The organism is Nocardia huaxiensis (genome assembly GCF_013744875.1).
GTDB classification, from domain to species: Bacteria; Actinomycetota; Actinomycetes; order Mycobacteriales; family Mycobacteriaceae; genus Nocardia; species Nocardia huaxiensis.
In genome coordinates this window covers 1151294-1168726 of record NZ_CP059399.1, presented here as the reverse complement: position 1 = coordinate 1168726, position 17433 = coordinate 1151294, and the positions used below count along the sequence as shown (strand labels likewise).

The 17433-nt window shown below is 66.1% G+C and carries 21 protein-coding genes and 2 pseudogenes; 8 read left to right on the top strand and 15 right to left on the bottom strand.

Annotation, left to right across the window (positions count from 1 at the left end):
• Positions 1-35 precede the first annotated feature (35 nt).
• Both H0264_RS05370 and H0264_RS05365 read right to left on the bottom strand, forming a co-directional pair.
• Positions 36-248 carry a hypothetical protein gene (locus tag H0264_RS05370; protein ID WP_181582931.1) on the bottom strand — a complete coding sequence of 71 codons (213 nt, stop codon included), beginning with the start codon at positions 246-248 and terminating at the stop codon, positions 36-38.
• The gene (locus tag H0264_RS05365) at positions 245-634 is read right to left on the bottom strand and encodes a hypothetical protein (RefSeq protein ID WP_181582930.1); all 390 of its coding nucleotides are present in this window, start codon (positions 632-634) and stop codon (positions 245-247) included. The genes H0264_RS05370 and H0264_RS05365 overlap by 4 nt, the downstream gene beginning before the upstream one ends.
• 134 nt (positions 635-768) lie before the next feature.
• On the opposite strand from H0264_RS05365, the gene H0264_RS05360 reads away from it, so the two are divergent.
• The 5 genes and pseudogenes from H0264_RS05360 to H0264_RS05340 all read left to right on the top strand — a co-directional run bounded on the left by H0264_RS05360 (position 769) and on the right by H0264_RS05340 (position 3276).
• The gene (locus H0264_RS05360) at positions 769-915 is read left to right on the top strand and encodes a DUF6307 family protein (RefSeq protein ID WP_181586144.1); all 147 of its coding nucleotides are present in this window, start codon (positions 769-771) and stop codon (positions 913-915) included.
• Positions 916-1018: 103 nt separating this feature from the next.
• Positions 1019-1420 (top strand): annotated as a pseudogene (locus H0264_RS05355) (SPFH domain-containing protein); the annotation flags it as partial.
• A 133-nt stretch (positions 1421-1553) separates the two neighbouring features.
• Positions 1554-1976, top strand: a complete 423-nt coding sequence (locus H0264_RS05350) for a DUF5994 family protein (protein WP_051177883.1) — start codon at positions 1554-1556, stop codon at positions 1974-1976.
• A 31-nt stretch (positions 1977-2007) separates the two neighbouring features.
• A complete protein-coding gene (locus tag H0264_RS05345; RefSeq protein ID WP_244976109.1) occupies positions 2008-2412 on the top strand; it encodes a DUF5994 family protein in 405 nt (134 codons plus the stop codon).
• A 144-nt stretch (positions 2413-2556) separates the two neighbouring features.
• A complete protein-coding gene (locus tag H0264_RS05340; RefSeq protein ID WP_181582928.1) occupies positions 2557-3276 on the top strand; it encodes a TetR/AcrR family transcriptional regulator C-terminal domain-containing protein in 720 nt (239 codons plus the stop codon).
• Here H0264_RS05340 and H0264_RS05335 read toward each other — a convergent pair.
• Positions 3245-3679 carry a DUF5994 family protein gene (locus H0264_RS05335; RefSeq protein WP_244976108.1) on the bottom strand — a complete coding sequence of 145 codons (435 nt, stop codon included), beginning with the start codon at positions 3677-3679 and terminating at the stop codon, positions 3245-3247. The genes H0264_RS05340 and H0264_RS05335 overlap by 32 nt on opposite strands.
• The gene (locus H0264_RS05330; protein ID WP_181582927.1) at positions 3676-4416 is read right to left on the bottom strand and encodes a TetR/AcrR family transcriptional regulator; all 741 of its coding nucleotides are present in this window, start codon (positions 4414-4416) and stop codon (positions 3676-3678) included. Before H0264_RS05330 ends, H0264_RS05335 begins: the two co-directional genes overlap by 4 nt.
• A 91-nt stretch (positions 4417-4507) precedes the next feature.
• Here H0264_RS05330 and H0264_RS05325 point away from each other — a divergent pair, with 91 nt between their 5' ends.
• Positions 4508-5722, top strand: coding sequence for a fatty acid desaturase family protein (locus tag H0264_RS05325; protein WP_181582926.1), 1215 nt, complete (start codon positions 4508-4510; stop codon positions 5720-5722).
• A 40-nt stretch (positions 5723-5762) separates the two neighbouring features.
• On the opposite strand, the pseudogene H0264_RS05320 reads toward H0264_RS05325, so the two are convergent.
• The 4 genes and pseudogenes from H0264_RS05320 to H0264_RS05305 form a co-directional block, all read right to left on the bottom strand.
• A pseudogene (locus H0264_RS05320) lies at positions 5763-6017 on the bottom strand (response regulator); the annotation flags it as partial.
• Positions 6014-6490, bottom strand: a complete 477-nt coding sequence (locus H0264_RS05315) for a DUF5994 family protein (protein WP_181582925.1) — start codon at positions 6488-6490, stop codon at positions 6014-6016. The gene H0264_RS05315 and the pseudogene H0264_RS05320, both read right to left, overlap by 4 nt.
• Before the next feature lie 155 nt (positions 6491-6645).
• Entirely contained in the window at positions 6646-6981 is a 336-nt protein-coding gene (locus tag H0264_RS05310) for a hypothetical protein (protein WP_181582924.1), read from the bottom strand.
• 181 nt (positions 6982-7162) lie between these two features.
• Positions 7163-7966 carry a transglutaminase-like domain-containing protein gene (locus tag H0264_RS05305; protein ID WP_181582923.1) on the bottom strand — a complete coding sequence of 268 codons (804 nt, stop codon included), beginning with the start codon at positions 7964-7966 and terminating at the stop codon, positions 7163-7165.
• A gap of 496 nt (positions 7967-8462) precedes the next feature.
• On the opposite strand from H0264_RS05305, the gene H0264_RS05300 reads away from it, so the two are divergent.
• A complete protein-coding gene (locus H0264_RS05300) occupies positions 8463-8954 on the top strand; it encodes a hypothetical protein (RefSeq protein WP_181582922.1) in 492 nt (163 codons plus the stop codon).
• 79 nt (positions 8955-9033) lie between these two features.
• Here the strand turns inward: H0264_RS05300 and H0264_RS05295 are convergent, their stop codons facing one another.
• The 6 genes from H0264_RS05295 to H0264_RS05270 form a co-directional block, all read right to left on the bottom strand.
• Positions 9034-9774: a GAF and ANTAR domain-containing protein gene (locus H0264_RS05295; RefSeq protein ID WP_181582921.1), complete on the bottom strand. Its 741-nt coding sequence runs from the start codon at positions 9772-9774 to the stop codon at positions 9034-9036.
• A gap of 50 nt (positions 9775-9824) precedes the next feature.
• On the bottom strand, positions 9825-10616 hold the full coding sequence (locus H0264_RS05290) for an ANTAR domain-containing protein (RefSeq protein WP_067712292.1): 792 nt from the start codon (positions 10614-10616) through the stop codon (positions 9825-9827).
• Positions 10617-10732: 116 nt separating this feature from the next.
• On the bottom strand, positions 10733-11056 hold the full coding sequence (locus H0264_RS05285; RefSeq protein WP_181582920.1) for a hypothetical protein: 324 nt from the start codon (positions 11054-11056) through the stop codon (positions 10733-10735).
• Between the two features lie 1091 nt (positions 11057-12147).
• Positions 12148-13323 carry an FAD-dependent oxidoreductase gene (locus H0264_RS05280; protein ID WP_181585311.1) on the bottom strand — a complete coding sequence of 392 codons (1176 nt, stop codon included), beginning with the start codon at positions 13321-13323 and terminating at the stop codon, positions 12148-12150.
• A gap of 216 nt (positions 13324-13539) precedes the next feature.
• Positions 13540-14655 (bottom strand): NAD(P)/FAD-dependent oxidoreductase, encoded by a 1116-nt coding sequence (locus H0264_RS05275; protein ID WP_181582919.1) that lies wholly within the window; start codon positions 14653-14655, stop codon positions 13540-13542.
• 131 nt (positions 14656-14786) lie between these two features.
• Positions 14787-15677 carry an NADP-dependent oxidoreductase gene (locus tag H0264_RS05270; protein ID WP_244976106.1) on the bottom strand — a complete coding sequence of 297 codons (891 nt, stop codon included), beginning with the start codon at positions 15675-15677 and terminating at the stop codon, positions 14787-14789.
• A gap of 153 nt (positions 15678-15830) precedes the next feature.
• On the opposite strand from H0264_RS05270, the gene H0264_RS05265 reads away from it, so the two are divergent.
• Positions 15831-16241: a winged helix-turn-helix transcriptional regulator gene (locus H0264_RS05265; RefSeq protein WP_181582917.1), complete on the top strand. Its 411-nt coding sequence runs from the start codon at positions 15831-15833 to the stop codon at positions 16239-16241.
• A 491-nt stretch (positions 16242-16732) separates the two neighbouring features.
• Here the strand turns inward: H0264_RS05265 and H0264_RS05260 are convergent, their stop codons facing one another.
• Positions 16733-17278, bottom strand: a complete 546-nt coding sequence (locus H0264_RS05260; RefSeq protein WP_181582916.1) for a carboxymuconolactone decarboxylase family protein — start codon at positions 17276-17278, stop codon at positions 16733-16735.
• Positions 17279-17433 lie beyond the last annotated feature (155 nt).

The window sequence follows — 17433 nt, the reverse complement described above, 5'->3', positions numbered from 1 at the left end:
TGTTTCGTGACGAATCGTGACCGTGCGGGGGCGGGTCAGGATCGTCGTTCGAATCGGTCGCGCCAGCTCGGGTAGGTGCGGATATGCCTCGCGCCGCCAGCGTTTTCGTCGATGTCGCGGCTCATCGCGGTGTCTTCGGGTCGCTGGCCGCGCAGACCGGGTGGGAGGTGGGGTCCGCGGCGGTTGAGCGCCATCACGGCGATCGCGCCGACGAGGATTCCCGCCGCGAAGTCGAGGAAAATGATCATCGAGGCTCCTGGTTGGGATTCCCGGTCGGGGTTCCGGGGACCGTGGCATCGGCGGTGCCGGTGTGCGCGTAGCGGGTGGGTGTGTCCGGCGCCCCCGAGCCGGAAGCCGCGAGTTCACGGCGCGACGCTACGAGCTCGGCCCGGGTGGCCGCGCCCCGGCGGGCGGTGCGGCGAGCGCCGCCCAGCAGGATGGCCAGTCCGGCCAGCCCTGCGGCGCCGACGACGATGCCGTACAGGAACAGCAACCCGGTCGATCCTGTGACGTGATATCCGAAGACGGCGAAGTTGTCGGTCAGCGCGTGGGCGTTGCCGCCGTTGGCCAGGACGCCGGCCAGCCCGATGAGCACGGAGGCGACCAGGATGACGAGTCCGACGATGACGATCATGGCGATCCTCCACGTTGCCTGTTCAGCACACGCCCAGCGAGGCGTGATGTCAACAATGTAGAGCTACAATGGGAGTCTACGGCTTAATCGGGTGACATGCCGGTTGGGCGAGCGGCTTACCAGGGAGTATGAGAGTGACGATCACAACGCGATACGAGCGGCGAGTGGCCCGGGTCCGAGACGTCGTACAGGAGCATTCCGAGCTCGACGACGGCGCGGCGACCGAACTGGCGGTGCGGGTGCTACAGGCGCTCGACACGATTCCCGAGCAGATCCGCTGACTGGACGACCCGAGTGTGTCAACCACGTTATTCTACGATGTAGACACCAACGGCGGAAACGGCCTACGCTGGCGTGTGACTCTCACTTTCGTGAGGAGGAGTCATGAATGTAATCGGTGTCGCGATCGCCGTCGCGGTGGTGGCCGTGGTTCTGTCGGCGCTGTCGATTCGGGTGGTGACACAGTACGAGAGGGGTGTGCTGTTCCGGCTCGGACGCGTGATCGCGGTCCGGGAGCCCGGGTTGAATTTCATCATCCCGGTCGTCGATCGCCTGCGGCGAGTGTCGATGCGCATCGTCACCATGCCGATCCAGTCGCAGGGCATCATCACCCGAGACAATGTCAGCGTAGACATCTCCGCCGTCGCCTACTTCCGGGTCGTCGATGCCGAGAAGTCGGTCGTCGCGATCGAGAACGTTTATGCGGCAATCGATCAGATCGCCCAGACCACGCTGCGCAAGGTGGTCGGGCAGCACACGCTCGATCAGGCGCTGGCCGATACCGACTGGACAAGAACACCACCGTGGTCTTCCCGGCGCCGCTGATGAGTGCGATCGGCGAGATCAGCGCCTTCCTGGCTCGCGAAACCGCCGCTGCGGCACCGCATGCCGTCAACATGTCGAAAGCAGGCAGTCGCTCATGATCATCTTCGAAGATGTCCTTCGCAAGTGGTGGCACGACCAATCCGTCGGACGCCTGGGCCCGCCCGGCCTCGAGCCCCGCTTGCGGTTGGCGCCGCGGGGCGAGGACGTCGGCTATATCGATGGCGTCTGGTGGCCCCGATCCGATGATCTCGCGGCGGAATTGCCGAATTTGCTGATGGTGCTGGCACGTCGGCTGGGACCGGCGCGACGAGTGGTCTACGACCGCACCAGCTGGTCACGGGCCCGTGGTCGGCTGGTCCTCGGGGAGCGAACGATACAGCTCGACGCCTACTCGTTCGAACTGGGCAACATCCTCTACGTCTTCGGCCGGGGCGGCGGCATGATCGTCTTGCGCGTCATCGGCTCGACCACCGATCAGGGCACCGCCCGCGCGATCCTGTCGGGCTCGGAGGCCTGAGGTGTTCGCCTTCCGTATAGGGATGCCCTACATGGGTCCGGCTTCCGACCGAACCCAGCCCTTCCCTGCGCCGACCCGCACGCCACGGCTGCTGCTGCGGGAGCGCCGGTCCAGGGCCGGTGATGTCGACGGCGCGTGGTGGCCGCGGACCGCCAACCTCACCGCCGAACTGCACGATCTGATCACCGCCATCACGCCGCGCACCGGGCCGATAGCCCGCATCGGATTCGATTGGAATGCCAAGAGCCTGTCTCAACGCCGCATCGATCACGCCGACGGCGTCGAGTTGTTCGGACCCGGCCTCGACCAGCCACCCGCCGTCATGCGGCTGATCGGAACCGACGGCGGACTGCTGGTCCTGCTCGTCGTCCCGTTCGACACCCCGCCCAGACTCGCCGATGACCAGATGCGGCGAGCGGCGCATCCCCGGAGATAGCCGCGCTGGTGAGCGCAATGCCGCCGACCCTGGGCCGGCGCGCGCACCCGCGGCGAATGGCGCGAGTCGCGCCGCACTGTCAACGCCGTCTGCCTACGATCGACGTGATTCGGATGGTCCGAAGGGAAACGGAGGATCCTCCGCATGGTCGAACGTGGCACGGGTGGCAGGAACGCGCGATCCGCGAATCGGCGGGCCGATACCGGCAATGGCCCGGTTACCAGGGCGGCCGTGCTGACCGCCGCGCTCGAGCTGGTGGATCGCGAGGGCGTGGACGGGTTGTCGATGCGGCGCCTGGCCGAGGCCGTCGGCCGCGATCCGATGGTGATCTACCGGCATGTGGCGAACAAGGCCGCGGTCCTCGACGGTATCGCCGAGATCGTGTTCGCGCAGCTGTCCGTGGATGCCACCGACAGCGATTGGGTCGGCCAGTTGCGGTCCGTCGCAAGGGATTTCCGCCGGTTGGCGCTGGCGCACCCGCGGGTGGTGCCGCTGCTGGTGACCCGCCCGCTGTCGACGCCCCTGGGCCTGCGCCCGCCGTCGGTGGTGCGGCCGCTGGAGGGCATCCTCGAATTGCTCACCCGCGCGGGGTTTTCCGGTGCGGACGCGTTGCACGTCTACCGCGCCCTGTTCGGATTCCTCTACGGACATGTGCTCAACGAGTTGCAGGAGATCGTGGAGCGCCCCGAGGAGACCGACGAGGTGCTGCGCCTGGGGCTGTACCGGCTCCCGCTCGACGAGTTTCCGCTGGTGCGTGAGCTCGCGCCGATTCTGGCCGCCTACGACGGCGCGGCCGAACTCGAACGCGGTCTCGATATCCTGCTGACCGGTCTCACCGCGACGCTGCCCGCTCCCGGGCACTGACCGCTCCGCCCTCGGAGTCCCAACGCTGTTGCGCGGCAACCATATCGGTGTCGTCGATCGGAGTGATGAGGCGGAGGGTGAGCCGGGCGCCGACCTCGACGCCGTGGACCTCGAGGATGCGGGCGGGCATATGCCGGTAGCCGTCGAGCCGCACCTGCCGTCCGCCGACATCGAGTTTCCTCGGTGTGGGGCTCCATTCGTCGAGGTGGTAGACCACCCGCTGGATCGAGCCCAGCACCGGTGCGAGCATCGCGAGCAGTGCCGGAAGCTCCGCGGCGAGGTCACGGCCGCGCGGCCACCAGAATCCATCGACGGGTCCGGTGGCGGCGGCGTTCAGCTCGAGTCGAAGCCGGTGTGGCGGGGACATCTGGTTCGCGGTGGTGCTGTGCCGTGGCGATGTCATGATCGATGCTTCTTTCGGGGTTTTGTCGCGATCGCGGGAACGGTGAGAGAGAGGCCGCCGAGCAGAATGTCGAGGCCGCGCTCCAGTTCGATCGCGCCGTCGTAGGCGGCCAGGTCCGAGGCGAGGCCACGCAGCAGCGGGAACTCGCCGAGCGGGAGACGGTACAAGCCCAGGCGCAGGACGTCGTCGGTCTCCTCGGGGCGTTCGACGAGTTCCTGGAGTTCGGTGAGGATGTGACCATGCAGGAAGCCGAACAGCGCACGATAGATGTGCAACGCGTCTGGGCTGCTGAAATCCGCTCGGGTGAGCAGGTCGAGGATGCGTTCCAGCGGCCGCAGGGTCCCCAGCGGGCGCAGTGCCAGCGGGGTGGCCAGGGGCAGGGTGACCAGCAGCGGCACCGTGTGCGGGTGGGCGACGGCGAGACTGCGGTAATCGCGTGCGACACTGCATAATTGGTGACGCCAATCGGCGTCGGCGGGATCGACGGTCAGTTGCGCGAGCACGAGTTCGGCGACCCCGTCGAGCAGCGCCGCCTTGTTCGCTGCGTGCCGGTAGAGGGTCATCGGATCGCGGCCGAGCGCACGGCCGAGGCGGCGCATCGAGAGCTGGTCCACGCTGTCACGATCGATGATCTCGAGTGCTGCGGTCAGCATCGTAGCCCGGGTCAAGGGCGCGTTGCGCGGCCGATTCGCGGCGGGGTTCGGGGTACCGGCGGGCCCGGCTCGGATCCGGTTCATGATGGTCGACGCTTTCTCGATGGCGAATCTTCATCTACAACGTAAGTCTACGCCGTAGACATAAAATGTAGTAATGGCTTAAGCTGGGAGAATGGCGATTACGCAGATCGCGGTCTACGCGCATTTGAGCGCGGAGGACGTCGAGGCGCTGGGATGTGAACTCGACGCGATACGTCGTGACATCGACCAGCGGCTCGGCGCCCGGGATGCGGCCTACATTCGCCGGACGATCGCCTTCCAGCGCATTCTCGACCTGACCTCACGCCTGGTCATCGCCTGCAGCGGAACGAAACTCGGTGTCGCGCTGGGCGCGGTGGCGCTGGCGGGCGCGAAGAGCATCGAGAACATGGAGATCGGCCACAATGTCTGCCACGGCCAATGGGACTGGATGAACGATCCGGAAATCCATTCCAACACTTGGGAATGGGATATGGCCGGGGTGTCATCGCAGTGGCGTTACTCGCACAACTACCGCCATCACGTGTTCACCAATGTGCTGGGCATCGACGACGACATCGGCTTCGGTGTCATGCGGGTGACACGTGATCAGCCGTGGCGGCCGCGACTGCTGCTGCAACCGCTGCAAAACCTGTTCCTGGCAGTGACTTTCGAGTGGGGGATCGCGCTGCACGGCCTGTACTCCGAACAGGAGCGCGCCGCGACCGCCGCCGAGAAGTCTACGCACACCAGGGCATTGCTGCGCAAGATCGCCCGCCAGACCGGCAAGGACTATCTACTCCTCCCGGCCCTGAGCGGCCGCCGCTGGCGCCGCACCCTCGCCGCGAACGCGGCCGCCAACGCGCTGCGCAACCTGTGGGCCTACGTGGTGATCTTCTGCGGCCATTTCCCCGACGGCGCGGAGAAATTCACGCCCGCCGCGATCGAGCACGAGTCCAAACCGGAGTGGTATCTGCGGCAGATGCTCGGCACCGCGAACTTCGATGCCGGCCCGGTGCTGGCCTTCCTCAGCGGTCACCTGTCCAACCAGATCGAACACCACCTGTTCCCCGATCTGCCCAGCAACCGCTACCCGGAGATCGCCGAGCGCGTCCGCGCCCTCTGCGACAAATACGACCTGCCCTACAACACCGGCCCGCTGCCCCGGCAATACTTGCTCACCCTGCGCACGATCGGCAAACTCGCGCTCCCCGACGATTTGCTGATCGCGACTTCCGACGATGCCCCCGAGACATCGTCGGAAGACAAGTTCGGCCCGCACCCGCGGACCGCGGTCGATTCACCGTCGGGCCGTCACGGTCTGCGCACCGCACTCGCGGAACGGGATCGCCGACATTCGGGCCATTGACGTGACCGCAGGGGCGGTCGCCACCGGCGGTGAAGCCCTGTGTGTGGGCAGTCAGGACCAGGCACCGCGGTTCGTCCGAGCGCGACAGCAGTTCCCGGCACAATTCGATGCCGTTGCCGTCGGGCAGACTCACATCCACCACGGCCACATCGGTCCGCGGCACCGGGATTCGAGCCAGCGCGTGCGAGACGGTGCCGGCCTCGCCGACCACCGTCATTTCGGGATCGGCGGCGAGCAGGCCGAACAGCCCGCGGCGTACCAACTCGCGGTCATCGGCTGGGAAGACCTTGATCATGCGCCGATCCCCGGTACCCGAGGGCGGGATTTCGTCACTTCACGGTGTTTCTCCGGCGCCCGCGGCCGGGCTGTCGGACTGGGCTGCGGTTTGCCGGAGGCCCAGCGCATTTGGGCGGCGGCCGCGTTCGGGTGGGTGTCCGCGGGGATGACCAGCACGTCGAGGCGTGCGCCGTTGCTTCCGAACAGGTACATGATGCCGGCCCTGCTCGTCGTGGCGACGGCTGCGGTGCCACGGCGCGTGAAACTATCGGGATCATTTGTTCGCCAATCGAATCCAACGCGAACCATGGAACCGAGCCGGGTAGCGACGGCCGCGACCAACTCGTGCAGTTCGGCGGCGGGCTGCTTGGACCTCGGCCACCAGGCGCCATCGACGGGCCCCTTAGGGGCGGCCGGGTCCCGCAGGGAGAGGCGGAGCGGGCGTGGGCCGGTGCGCCGCGGTCCGTACACGGTCGTCCAGGGAAGTGTCATGAACTGGCTCTCCTGTGCCTGACGCGGCAGGCTTCGGCATGGGCTGACGGCTCTCGGTGATTCGACCGGCCGCCGTCGCGGTGGCGCGACAACATGGCCTGATCGAACGGGCTGACCGTGAATAATCTTGCACCCGTGTGCCATTGATGCGCCGGTCAAGGGATGGGCGTGGAGCGGATGACCAGCGCGCCGGAGCGCCCCGCCGCCGACATCGGCCACGCGCCGGCGATCGAGAGCATGGCGTTCTTGGCGGATCTGACGTCGAGTTCGACGGCCGCGAACAGCTCGCGAACCTCTTCTCTTGCCGAATATTGTTGCGGCAGTGTCGATTCGGTGTCATCGAGGATGCCGCGAAGCAGGTCCAGCCGCTGCAGCGCGTCGGTCAGGGTGCGCACCAGATCGTCGCCGAGTACCAGGAAAGCGCTCACGCCGTCGTCGTCATCGGTCACACCAGCGGGCGTCGCGGCAAAGCGCGCGGAGTGGATGGTCACAGCGCTCAACCTTGGCGCGGGCCGGGGTGATCAGGTGAACCGTGATGGAGCAGCGCCATGGTGGACGCTCCCGTCTGACCGTGTGCGGTCTGATTCTCGGCGATGGCGCTGCCGGGTCGGCGGCGCGTGAGCAATCACCGTGCCGATGACACTACACCCCCGCCGGATACGGGGCTCGCGCTCAGCGGATCGCGATGGATCGACCGATGTCGTCCATGGGCAGCGGGCCGTCGATGGTGGCGTGCACGGACAGGCCGTTCATGCTGATGTCGCCACCATGGTTGGCGAGGAAGGCGATATCGGAGGCGTCGCGGCCGGTGGCGATCCGCAGGAGGGCGGCCCGCGGGGCGAGGCAGGTCGGGTCGAATGCTCGCCACGCGCCGTCCACGAAAGCCTCGGCGACGGAATGGAAATCCATCGGCATGCAGCCCGGGGCGTAGACGGCCGCGACCCGCGCGGGCACTCCGACGGCCCGCGACAGCGCGACGACGAGGTGGGTGAAGTCGCGGCACACCCCAGCGCCGGACAGCAGCGTCTCCACGGCCCCGTCGATGGGGTCGCTACTGCCCGCGAGGTAGCAGATCCTGCTGCCGACCCAGGCGGAGATCCGCGCGGGCATACCGAGATCGCCTATTCCGCAACCGAATTCGGTTGCGGCGAACCCGAGCAGTTTGTCGGACTCGGCGAATCGGCTGGGCCGCAGGTACATCGAAAGGTCATGGCCCGAGACCGGTTCGGCCGTCGCCGATCCCAGGGCCGTGGCGCGATAGCACACTCGAAGGCTGCCCGCGGGGGAGCTCACCTGGTGAATACGAGTGCCATGCGCTCCGAGGACTTCGCGTGGCTGGAGACCGCGGCTGTCGAGAATGAAGTCCATCGACTCGGTCAGGTCGATTCCGGGCTGGTGGGCGACCGCGATCTGGAATTCGAGCACCGTGTCGGCGTGGACCGTGATGTCGAGAGTCGCGGAAACATCTCTCTTCACGAAGTCGAAGCGATCCATCGTTGCCGGCCAGGTCAGTTGGGTGATGTCGGGTGCCCGGCCCACCGGCGGGTCGTGGTGGTTCGCCGCCTCCGCTCTCGACGCCTGCGGATACCGGTCTGCAGGAGATCTACGGCGGTAGAGGTGTTGTTCGTGGTGGCCGCGGACGCCGGGGGTTTCAACAGGACCCGTGGCGTGGGTTCACCGTGGCGGAGTCCAGGATCGACGCCGGCGCGCGACGGGTGACGGGCGCGAGTGAGCTGCGGCGTCATTGGTGACGCTCCTGTCTCGGCCGAGACCGGCCGGGTTGCTCGAGAATCGTGTGACGAAGCGGTCTGGTTGCGACCGGATTCGAGAGGCCACCGATAGTGCAACGATACTCCTGATCGAATCGGCGGCGCACCCGCTCGAGCGGTGCGGGTCGCGTGCGCGGGCCGGTGGTTCGTGGTGAACTGAAAGTGTCTGCCGCACAACAACTCGACTGATTCGGAGAGATCCGATGCGCGAAGATGTTCTCCTTTCCGGCATCGTCGTCGTGCGCCCGGCGCGAGTCCGTGTCGACTCGCGGGCGAGCCTGATCACCCCGTATCTGATGCGGTTGACGGGTACGTATCGTTGCCCGCCGGGCCTTCCCGCACGTCTGTTCGTTGCAGGTATCCCGTTGTCCGCCAACGGAATACACTATGCTCGGTCCGCGATTCGCGAGGGGGTCGCGGGCGGCGAGGTCCAGCAGATCGATTCCGACGGGCGTGCACACTCGTTCAGCATCGATCTGGGGTGTGCGGCCGCTGCCGAGACGGGTGAGCCGACGACCTACTGCCCGGGCGCGCCGGTGTTGGTGGCGGCCAAACTCTACTTCGACGAACTCGCCGATCGCCTGGACTGGTGGCGCTTGCTCGCGGAACATCCGCTCACCTCCCGATCCACCCGTCGACGACTCTGCCCCGACACGGTGCTCGCATCCGCGGTCGAGTTCGTCTTCCTCGGCTGAATCCGGTTGCCGTGACGAGTAATCCGCCACGAAGGCGGCTGCCGATCGGCATGGCGCATTCCGATCGCGCGCCGGGGGTCTACCGGTAGCGCTTCGGGTCGGTAAGCAGGGTGTCGAGGGCGATGGTGCGGTCGACGACGGCGCGGGCGAGGTCGGACAGGTGGCGGTTATGGTTGCGGGCGTGGCGACGCAGGATCTGGAACGCGGTGTCCATGTCGAGGTCGGCGCGTTCGGCGAGCATGCCTTTGGCTTGTTCGATGATGACGCGGCTGTTGAGGGCGGTATTGAGCTGTTCGTTGACGGTCAGCGTATCGGCGAGGATGCGGGCGTGCAGGATGCCGACGGTGGCGAAGTCGGCCAGTGCCTGCCCGACACGCAGGTCTTCGGCGCGGAGGACATCGGCGGTGCGGGTGAAGAGATTGAGTGCTCCGATGCGTTCCTCGCGCAGTCGCAGCGGTAGCGCGCAGACCCCGTGGAAGCCGTTGGCAACGGCGCTTTCGGAGAACAACGGCCAGTCGGCTGCGACAGTGGCCAGGTCGCCGATCAAGACCTGCTCGCCGGTGCGATAGGCCTGTAGACACGGCCCGGCCTCGGATTGGATCTGCAGCAACTCCAGCAGCCGGAGTTGCTCGGAGGTGGAGGCGAGCACCTGCAGAGTGCCATGGGTGTCGGCCAGCAGCAGTCCGGCGGCGTCGGCGGGAAGTAGATCGACACACGTGTCCACGAGCTCTTGTGTCAGCTCAACCGGGTCGTAGTCGACGACCAAGGTGTCCACCAATCGCATGAGCGCCGTTGTCAGTGCACCATCGTTCTGCGCCATCCTCGGACCGCCTTTTCTGTAGGTAATTCTATTGAGTCGCACTGGCCGCCTCAACGCTCCGGCTTTGGCTGCGGTGCCGGTCCGGGTTCCGGGTCGCGGTCCCGTCCGTCGGGCTCGGGCCGGAACCGCAAGCGCCGCGCCACCACCTCGCCTGCGATCTCGTCGAGTCGACGGCCGGTGGTGAAGGCGTGTCCGATCAACCGCGCGTAGGCGACCGCCGCGCTCGTGTCCAGCTGCACCGCGACCATGCCGGTGGCCTGATGGATCTCTCGGGTCGAAACCGTCGGCTCCCACCAGGGTCCCACCGCCGCGTCGTCGACGGGTGGGGCAGGCGGAGTGAGCGCCGAGAGCAGCGCGGTGGTGATGACGTCGGCGATCTTCAGCGCGTCTGCGTATGTCGCGGGGTTGCGCAGTACCTGCTCGGCGTCGAGCAGATCCAGGAAGCCGACGCGAATCGCTCCCAGCTGCAACGGGATCGAGCACACCGCGCCGAGGGTGGGCATCCGATCCCACTGGGCGAGCAGAGGCCAGCGGCCGCTCGCGAGCGTGGCAGCCGGATTCGTGACGCGCACGGGAGCACCGTCGCGGTGGCAGTCGGGTCCCGGGCCCTCGCCGGTGGCGATTTCGGCGTCGGCGAGCCATCCGGCGGCGGGGCCGACCGAGCCGAGGACATCCCAGCCGCCGTCGGGCATCGCAGCGGCGATGGTGGCCCCGGAGATCGGGAGCACCTGCACGCAGATCTCGCACAGGCGGCCGCCTCGCAGTGGCGTGTCGTGGCCGTTACCGGCCAGATCGTGCAGAGCGGACAGAAAGCGCGCCGACGCCGAGCGTGCGGCGTTCACGACATCCCGCCGGGGTCGTCCCCTGGCTCGGTGGTCATCGCTCGCTCCCGTCCGGCGTGGTCGGCTGTCGCCACGGCTTGACCGCGAGATGTCGGTAAGCGGTCTGAACCATCAGACTAGTCCCCTGGCCGACCGAGCCGGGGCATGCGGCCTGCCCGGGCGTCGTCACCGAGGAGGGGTAGACCCTGATCGGGAAGCGGTGGCGGCGAACACGATCGCCGCCATGTATCCGGCAGCCATTGGCTCATGGCCCATCCGTCTGCGCACCATGTCAGCAGATTCGACCACGCCAGGCGGTCCCGGGTGGCGGCAGCGTCGAACTCGGGGGTGACCGTGGCGATCAGATAGCGGCGTTCGGCCGGGGACTCGGGTGCGGCGAGCCGGTCGCACAGGGCCTCAGCGGCCAGGTTCACGTCGGCCGCGATGACGATGTCCGGCAATATGCGCTCGAAGTGTTCCGGGCCTCGCGTGACCGCCTTGACAGACCATTGCTGAACGCCGGCAGGAGGTGGGGTTCGCGGCTGCGGACCGTGGTCAGGGCCGATGTTGTGATTATTGAAATTCATGCTGCCCCTGTCCGGATCGCTGGTCGATCCGCCGGGGTCTGGAGCGGCGCTCGAACGATGGTCGTGCGCTTCGATATCGAATGACATGCGATCGTCCGCCGTCGCGCCAAGTGTACTCGCATGGCTATGCCGTGATCCGAAAAACATTGAGGCAAGCGAATTTCCGACCGGTCTGGCTAGTATCGAGCCGGATCGGGCGGGCAACTTCGGAGGTTTGCGCCAACTGTGGCGTCGGAGCGTTCTACCAATGGCAGGCGTCACGGCAGCAACAGCACGCCCGAACTGGTCGGACCAACCGTCGTCACCGGCTGGTCTCAGCCCCGCTGGCCTCCTGGCGCTTTGAGGGTGCTCAGGTCGAAATCGGCTTCGATGACCAGTCGACCAGTAAGAAGATGCTGGTCGGTCCTGTTCCCATCCATATAGTGCCCCGCCGAGGGCGCTTCTCGGGCCATCATTCGCCCAGGTCAGATGATGGTTCCGATTCGCGGGCAGATCTACGCGACCAAGAAACCGCAGGTCGCGTGTCGCAGGTTCGCATCATCCGGGGTTGCTGTCAGCTAGCACCCCCGTTCAGAGCACCTATAGCGCTCCATAGCCAGCTGATCGGAGCTCGGGCTCGATTCAAGTGTCGAATGAGCAGCCGCAGAACCAATGTTCGATCTCGTCGACTTCGGACCAGCCCGTGGGTTCGGCCAGTGGGTTCGGCCATACACATCCGGTCCCGCGTGACCAGCACCTTGGTAATCCCACCGCACTCGTGGAACAGGATCAGCTCGACATCGTGGCTCCATGACGGAGTTTCGTTCAACCCGCTGTAGATCGAGAAAGAACTGATCGTCCTTGGAGCCGTAGAACTTGCGCTCGAAGCGACTTGCGATCGGCGCCGTCAGGATTGACCAGTGTAGCCACGGCTGGCCTATCCGAGTAACGCGATATGCGGCAGGTGTCGACGTTGCAATCGGCGGTTACCAAGCCCTGATTCTTCGGCTCTCGAGGTCTTTCACCGCGGATGCCGCAGCGTGCAGGGCGCTGTTGATCGAGATTTCGCCGCGCATGCCGGGAGCCGCGACCATGTCCCCGGCCAGGAAGAGGCCGTCACCGCGTTCGACAGCCGGCCGGTCGCGCCAGGTTCGGCCCGGAAGATCGAGTGCGCCGGTGCGGCCTTTCGCAATGGCGGTGCGGGAAAAGGTCATCCGGTCGCACCTGCCGGGGACGACGGCGTCGGCGAAGATCGCGAGTCGTCGATGCGCGTCCGCATGGGATTCTTTGTGGCGTACCGGCATCTGCAACTGGAACAGTGATTGTCCCGGCGGGGCTATGGTGTCGTCCTGCATGGTGTAGCTCTCGTGGTATCCGCCCTCATCGAGATCGAAGACGGCGGTGCGGTCACCGGGACGGGAATGAACCGCGAAGTCGAGCAGCGCGGCATGTCCGCTGGTGCCGATCAGAGTGTCGTCGTGGAGCAACCCACGCGCCGATGCCAGTTCGGTGGCGACGATGACCGGTCCTGCGGCAGTGGACAATTCGGTGACGCGGCTTCCGGTCTCGATGACGACGCCCAGTTCGACAGCTCGTGCCGCCATCCTGTCGACCACCATTTGCCATCCGCCACGTACCCAGCGGATGGCGGGTACACGCGGACCGAGTGCCCGCTGAACGAGATCCCAGACGAAGGCCGCCGAGAGGCGTCCGGTGTCGGCGTCGTATGTCACAACGCTGATTGCGTTCGCCAGCTGTCCGGCGGTGGTTTCGCCCCAGCGGTTCGAGGCCCAGGTTCGAAACTCGACGTCGACGGGTGCGGTCAGATCGAAACGCGCCTGCGCTCGCAACATGCGCACAGGTGGTAGACGACGGAGTCGTCCGTCGACCCGGAACCCGAGCCCGCCCGCATCGCGGATCGAGGGCCAACCCAGCCCAGCTACGAAGCCACGCTTGCGCAGCCAGGTGTAATGGGGGCCGTCGGCATAGAAGACGTGGGCGCCATCATGAGCGATGTGGGGTGCCGCGGTAGCGCGTGCACGGCCCCCGAGGGTTGCGTGCGCCTCATACAGCTTCACCCGCACGCCCGATTCGGCGCACGCGATCGCGGCAGTGAGTCCTGCGAGCCCGCCCCCGATGACGGTGATGTGTCCGGTCGTCATTTCTCGATCCCTCCCATGTTCCTTCGATCCTGGAACCGCCGACTCGAATACAGCCTCCGGCCCCAGCAGCGACGAAACATCCTTGACTACTACATGCGATAGTAGAATATTAACGGCGTTGTGGTACATGGCCTTTCAGCCTTGACGGCATGTAATGTTCGGCTGGCGCGGTCATGCCGCGAGCACCTTCAGCGTCAAAAGGATGGCGCACAGCGCTCACTTGCCCGGCCACCAACTCCACCCGGACCGCAGCGGGCCGACCTGTCCGAGGGTCAGCGTGCTCCGGCAAACTAACTCTTTGGTCAACGCTCCCGATCTGCCGGTGACAAGAAATCGAATCGGGGTGTCGTCGAGGGTGCTCAGCTGTATCAGGGCGTCATCCCGGCCCAGGCTCACTGCCTGGCCAACGAATTTGCGGCGCACCGGTTTCGGAGTCCGCCCCCGTCTGAGCGCCAATACGGTATGCGCCGCGCGCACGCCGGAAGGAACAGCGGCCTGACAACTCATACGTAATGGCCGCGGGAGCCGCACCGAATCACCGGCCCCGACAATGTTCGAACTGCTGGTACTGACCAATCGTTGGTCGACCGAGAGTGCTCCGTCCGTATCGGTGTGTAAGCCGCTGCGCGCAGCGAGATCCGGGACGCTGACCGAGGCCACGGCAATCGTGAGGTCACTCGGCAGGGTCTGCCCGCCACCGAGAACGAGCTTGCCGTCTGTGATCTCGGCGACCTCCGCATGTTCCAGAATCTCGACATTCGCCCCGGCGAGGAACGCGCGAACCTTGGCGCGGCCGGGTCCGCTCAGACTCGCTCCGAGCTGTCCTGCGGTGACCAGCCGAACAGTGAAGCACCTGAGTGCGGACAGCTCGGCGGCGGTCTCGATACCGGAAAGGCCGCCGCCGACGATACTCACCACGGCCCCTGGAGCCAGTCCCAGCAATCGCTTTCGCGCCTCGACCGCATCTTCCCAGGAATCCAGACCCACCGCGTATCGCCCCGCACCCGGAATCGACGTCCTGCGATTGCCACTGCCGACGGCATAGATCAAGTAGTCGTACTCGAGCTGTCCCCCGTCCCCGAGATGCACAATCCGGCGCTCGGCATCGATCCGCTCAGCCGACCCGAGCCGCAATTCCGCACCGGCGGGCAATAGCTCCTCGAGAGGCCGCGTGGCGTCGTAGGTGCCCGCCACATGCTGATGCAGCCGGATTCGCTCCACGAACTCTGCGCGTGGATTGACCACTGTCACAACGACGTTCGCCCGCCCCAGCCGCTTCGCCGCAGCCAGGCCCGCGTATCCCGCTCCGAGAATTACGACGTGTGCACTCATCCCGACCCCCTTGCCGAACAGAAACCCTCTGCGCAGCAACGCTAGTGAGCGAGCTGGAGATCGTGGGCTGGAAATGGGCTGGCTCACAATGTGAACTCGGCCGCAGCCGCCGGTCCTGGCGCCGTGGTCACTCAGGGAACCACGACCACTTTTCCGGCCACATGCGCACCTTCGACCAACTCGTGAGCCTTGGCGATATCGGCCAAGGGAATGGCGTGCGCGACTCGCACGGTCAGCGCGCCGGCCTCAGCCAGCCGCACCAGCTCGGTCAGATCGGCGGCCGACGGACGGACATCCACATAGCCGAACCGCACCCCGGCCTGGGTCGCACGCTCCGGCGTGATGCCGAGGTAGACACCCACTGCGGCAATCAGGTGCCCATCGGGCTTCAGAATCGCCAGCGAGCGTTCTGCATACGCACCACCGACCAGGTCGAAGACCACATCCACCGGATCGACAACCTTCTCGAATTCTGTTGCCCGATAGTCGATCACCTCGTCCGCGCCCAGTTCGAGCACGAACTCACGATTGGCGGCGCTCGCGGTTCCGATGACATAGGCCCCACGAGCCTTCGCTATCTGCACCGCGATATGCCCAACCCCACCGGCGGCCGCATGCACCAGAACTCGCTGCCCGGCAGTGATATTCGCGATGCCAACGAGCGCCTGCCAGGCCGTGAGCCCGACCAGCGGGAGCGCACCCGCCTGCTGCATTGTCAGCGAGTCCGGTATATGCACCAGTTCATTGGGAGAGGCCAAGACGTAGTCCGCGTGCGCGGAGGCGAGCTCGGGAAACGCGAGCAGTCCGAACACCTCGTCACTCGGCTGGAACACTGACACGCCTGGTCCGACGTCTATCACCGTCCCCGCGACATCCCAGCCGAGCGTGAACGGCTGTGCAGCGAAGCCGGATTCGCGCAAGTCGACCGCCTCGCCCCCGGCACCGTCCCGCGGCTGGTAACTCCCCGCCCGCACCACGGCATCCAACGGATTGACACCACTCGCACCGAGCGCGATCAGCACCTGCCCCGGTCCCGGCTCCGGCCGAGACACCTCTCTGACCTCGAGAACCTCTGTGCCACCGAAGTCTTCCTGAATCGTGATTCGCATGCCCACCATGTTCGGCGCACTACTATCCGTTGTGAAGAAGGCACCTAATTGATATATACGTACCTAATGGATACCACCCTGGACCTGCGCGACTATGGCGGAGCTGATGCCTATCTCCGCGACTGCCCCGCCCGCATGGTCTTGAACCTCATTGCGGACAAGTGGGCCCTGCTGGTGATCGCGGCCCTGGGGGGTGGCACCCTGCGCTACGGCGAACTCCGACGCCGCCTCCAAGGAATCTCCCCGAAAATGCTCAGTCAGACCCTGCGCAGCCTTGAACGCAGCGGCCTGCTGACCCGCACCCAGCACCCCACCATCCCACCCCAGGTCGAATACACCCTCACCCCACTCGGCGAAAGCCTGCGGACCCCAACCGATGCCTTCAAATCCTGGGCCGAGCAGAATGTCGCCCAAATCATCACCGCCCAAAACCAATTCGACACCCGAGAAACCCCTGAACCCTGGCACGGACGCTGAACGACGGCGCGGACGGGCACCCTGCAATCGCCAAATATCAGCTACAGGATGTCGATAAGAGGGTCCGGGTCAGCAACACGGCCCCACTTGCGCGAACAGGGCATCGGCGTCGGCGCGGGGCTCGCACCGATACAAGGTGATGCGGACCCAAGTCCGAGATACTCGCGAAAGCCGTCTACACGGGCATCCGGACGCGGAGTTCGAGATCTAATGCCCGCCGCTACTCAGGGCGAAATCGGCTTCGATGACCAGTTGCCCCAAAAGAAGATGCTGGTCGGTACTGTTCCCATTCTTATCGGGCCCTGCCGAGGGCACTTCAGGGGAGTCATTCGCCCAGGTCAGGCAATGTTTCCGAGTACTTGCCGGGTGGTGTGATCGCTACGGGCACAAAGAAATTCGTGAGGAAGCCCGCGATGGCTCCTCGCTGTCGCGCGACGCGGCCCGGCCCCCACCCCGAGAGGTGAGGGCCGGGCCGTTCGCGGGGCGCATGGTCAGTGCTCGTGGTGGCGCACGAGCGGCCAGTCGATGTCGGTGTCTACGGCCTTGTTCAGGTAGTTGGTGAACACGTTCAGGGCGACGTTGGCGATGACTTCGGTGATCTCGCCGTCGGTCAGGCCCGCCGCCTGGGCGGTCTTGATGTCGGATTCCTCGACGCCACCGCGAGTGCGGACGACCGCCGTCGCGAAGGTCAGTACCGCGGCGGCCTTGGCGTCGGCGGATTCGCCGTGGCGGCCGGCCTGGATCTCGTCGGCGCTCAGCTTGGCGATGTTGGCGCCGATATAGGAGTGCGCGGACAGGCAGTAGTCACAACCGTTTTCCTCGGCGACCAGCAGCGCGATCCGCTCCCGGATCGGCGCCGAGAGCGCGCCGCCGCCGAGCGCGCCGGAGAAGCCCAGGTACGCCTCGAGCACGGCGGGGCTGTTGACCATGGCCTTGGTCATGTTCGGGGTGACACCGAGCGCCTTCTGTACACCGGCGAGCAGGTCGGCGGCCTTGCCGGTGGCGGTGTCGGGCTGGATCAGGGGCAGACGAGACATGAGTCGGATCCTGTTCTGGTAGAGCGTGTTCCACGGTCGGTCGTTCTAACCGATCATCGATACATAGAAGGTTAGACAGCGCGCAGGCATTCCCGGATCGCGAAGAATTTTTCCGAGTCCTCGCGCCGCTGCTTGAAACCTACGGCCGAACAGGC

Coding starts and splice junctions, on each gene's coding strand:
- H0264_RS05330 (WP_181582927.1), bottom strand. CDS start 4,416: ATGAACCGGATCCGAGCCGGGCCCGCCGGTACCCCGAACCCCGCCGCG.
- H0264_RS05295 (WP_181582921.1), bottom strand. CDS start 9,774: ATGGCGCAGAACGATGGTGCACTGACAACGGCGCTCATGCGATTGGTG.
- H0264_RS05325 (WP_181582926.1), top strand. CDS start 4,508: ATGGCGATTACGCAGATCGCGGTCTACGCGCATTTGAGCGCGGAGGAC.
- H0264_RS05275 (WP_181582919.1), bottom strand. CDS start 14,655: ATGAGTGCACACGTCGTAATTCTCGGAGCGGGATACGCGGGCCTGGCT.
- H0264_RS05260 (WP_181582916.1), bottom strand. CDS start 17,278: ATGTCTCGTCTGCCCCTGATCCAGCCCGACACCGCCACCGGCAAGGCC.
- H0264_RS05345 (WP_244976109.1), top strand. CDS start 2,008: ATGGGTCCGGCTTCCGACCGAACCCAGCCCTTCCCTGCGCCGACCCGC.
- H0264_RS05340 (WP_181582928.1), top strand. CDS start 2,557: ATGGTCGAACGTGGCACGGGTGGCAGGAACGCGCGATCCGCGAATCGG.
- H0264_RS05365 (WP_181582930.1), bottom strand. CDS start 634: ATGATCGTCATCGTCGGACTCGTCATCCTGGTCGCCTCCGTGCTCATC.
- H0264_RS05265 (WP_181582917.1), top strand. CDS start 15,831: ATGGATACCACCCTGGACCTGCGCGACTATGGCGGAGCTGATGCCTAT.
- H0264_RS05350 (WP_051177883.1), top strand. CDS start 1,554: ATGATCATCTTCGAAGATGTCCTTCGCAAGTGGTGGCACGACCAATCC.
- H0264_RS05335 (WP_244976108.1), bottom strand. CDS start 3,679: ATGACATCGCCACGGCACAGCACCACCGCGAACCAGATGTCCCCGCCA.
- H0264_RS05315 (WP_181582925.1), bottom strand. CDS start 6,490: ATGACACTTCCCTGGACGACCGTGTACGGACCGCGGCGCACCGGCCCA.
- H0264_RS05280 (WP_181585311.1), bottom strand. CDS start 13,323: ATGACGACCGGACACATCACCGTCATCGGGGGCGGGCTCGCAGGACTC.
- H0264_RS05370 (WP_181582931.1), bottom strand. CDS start 248: ATGATCATTTTCCTCGACTTCGCGGCGGGAATCCTCGTCGGCGCGATC.
- H0264_RS05300 (WP_181582922.1), top strand. CDS start 8,463: ATGCGCGAAGATGTTCTCCTTTCCGGCATCGTCGTCGTGCGCCCGGCG.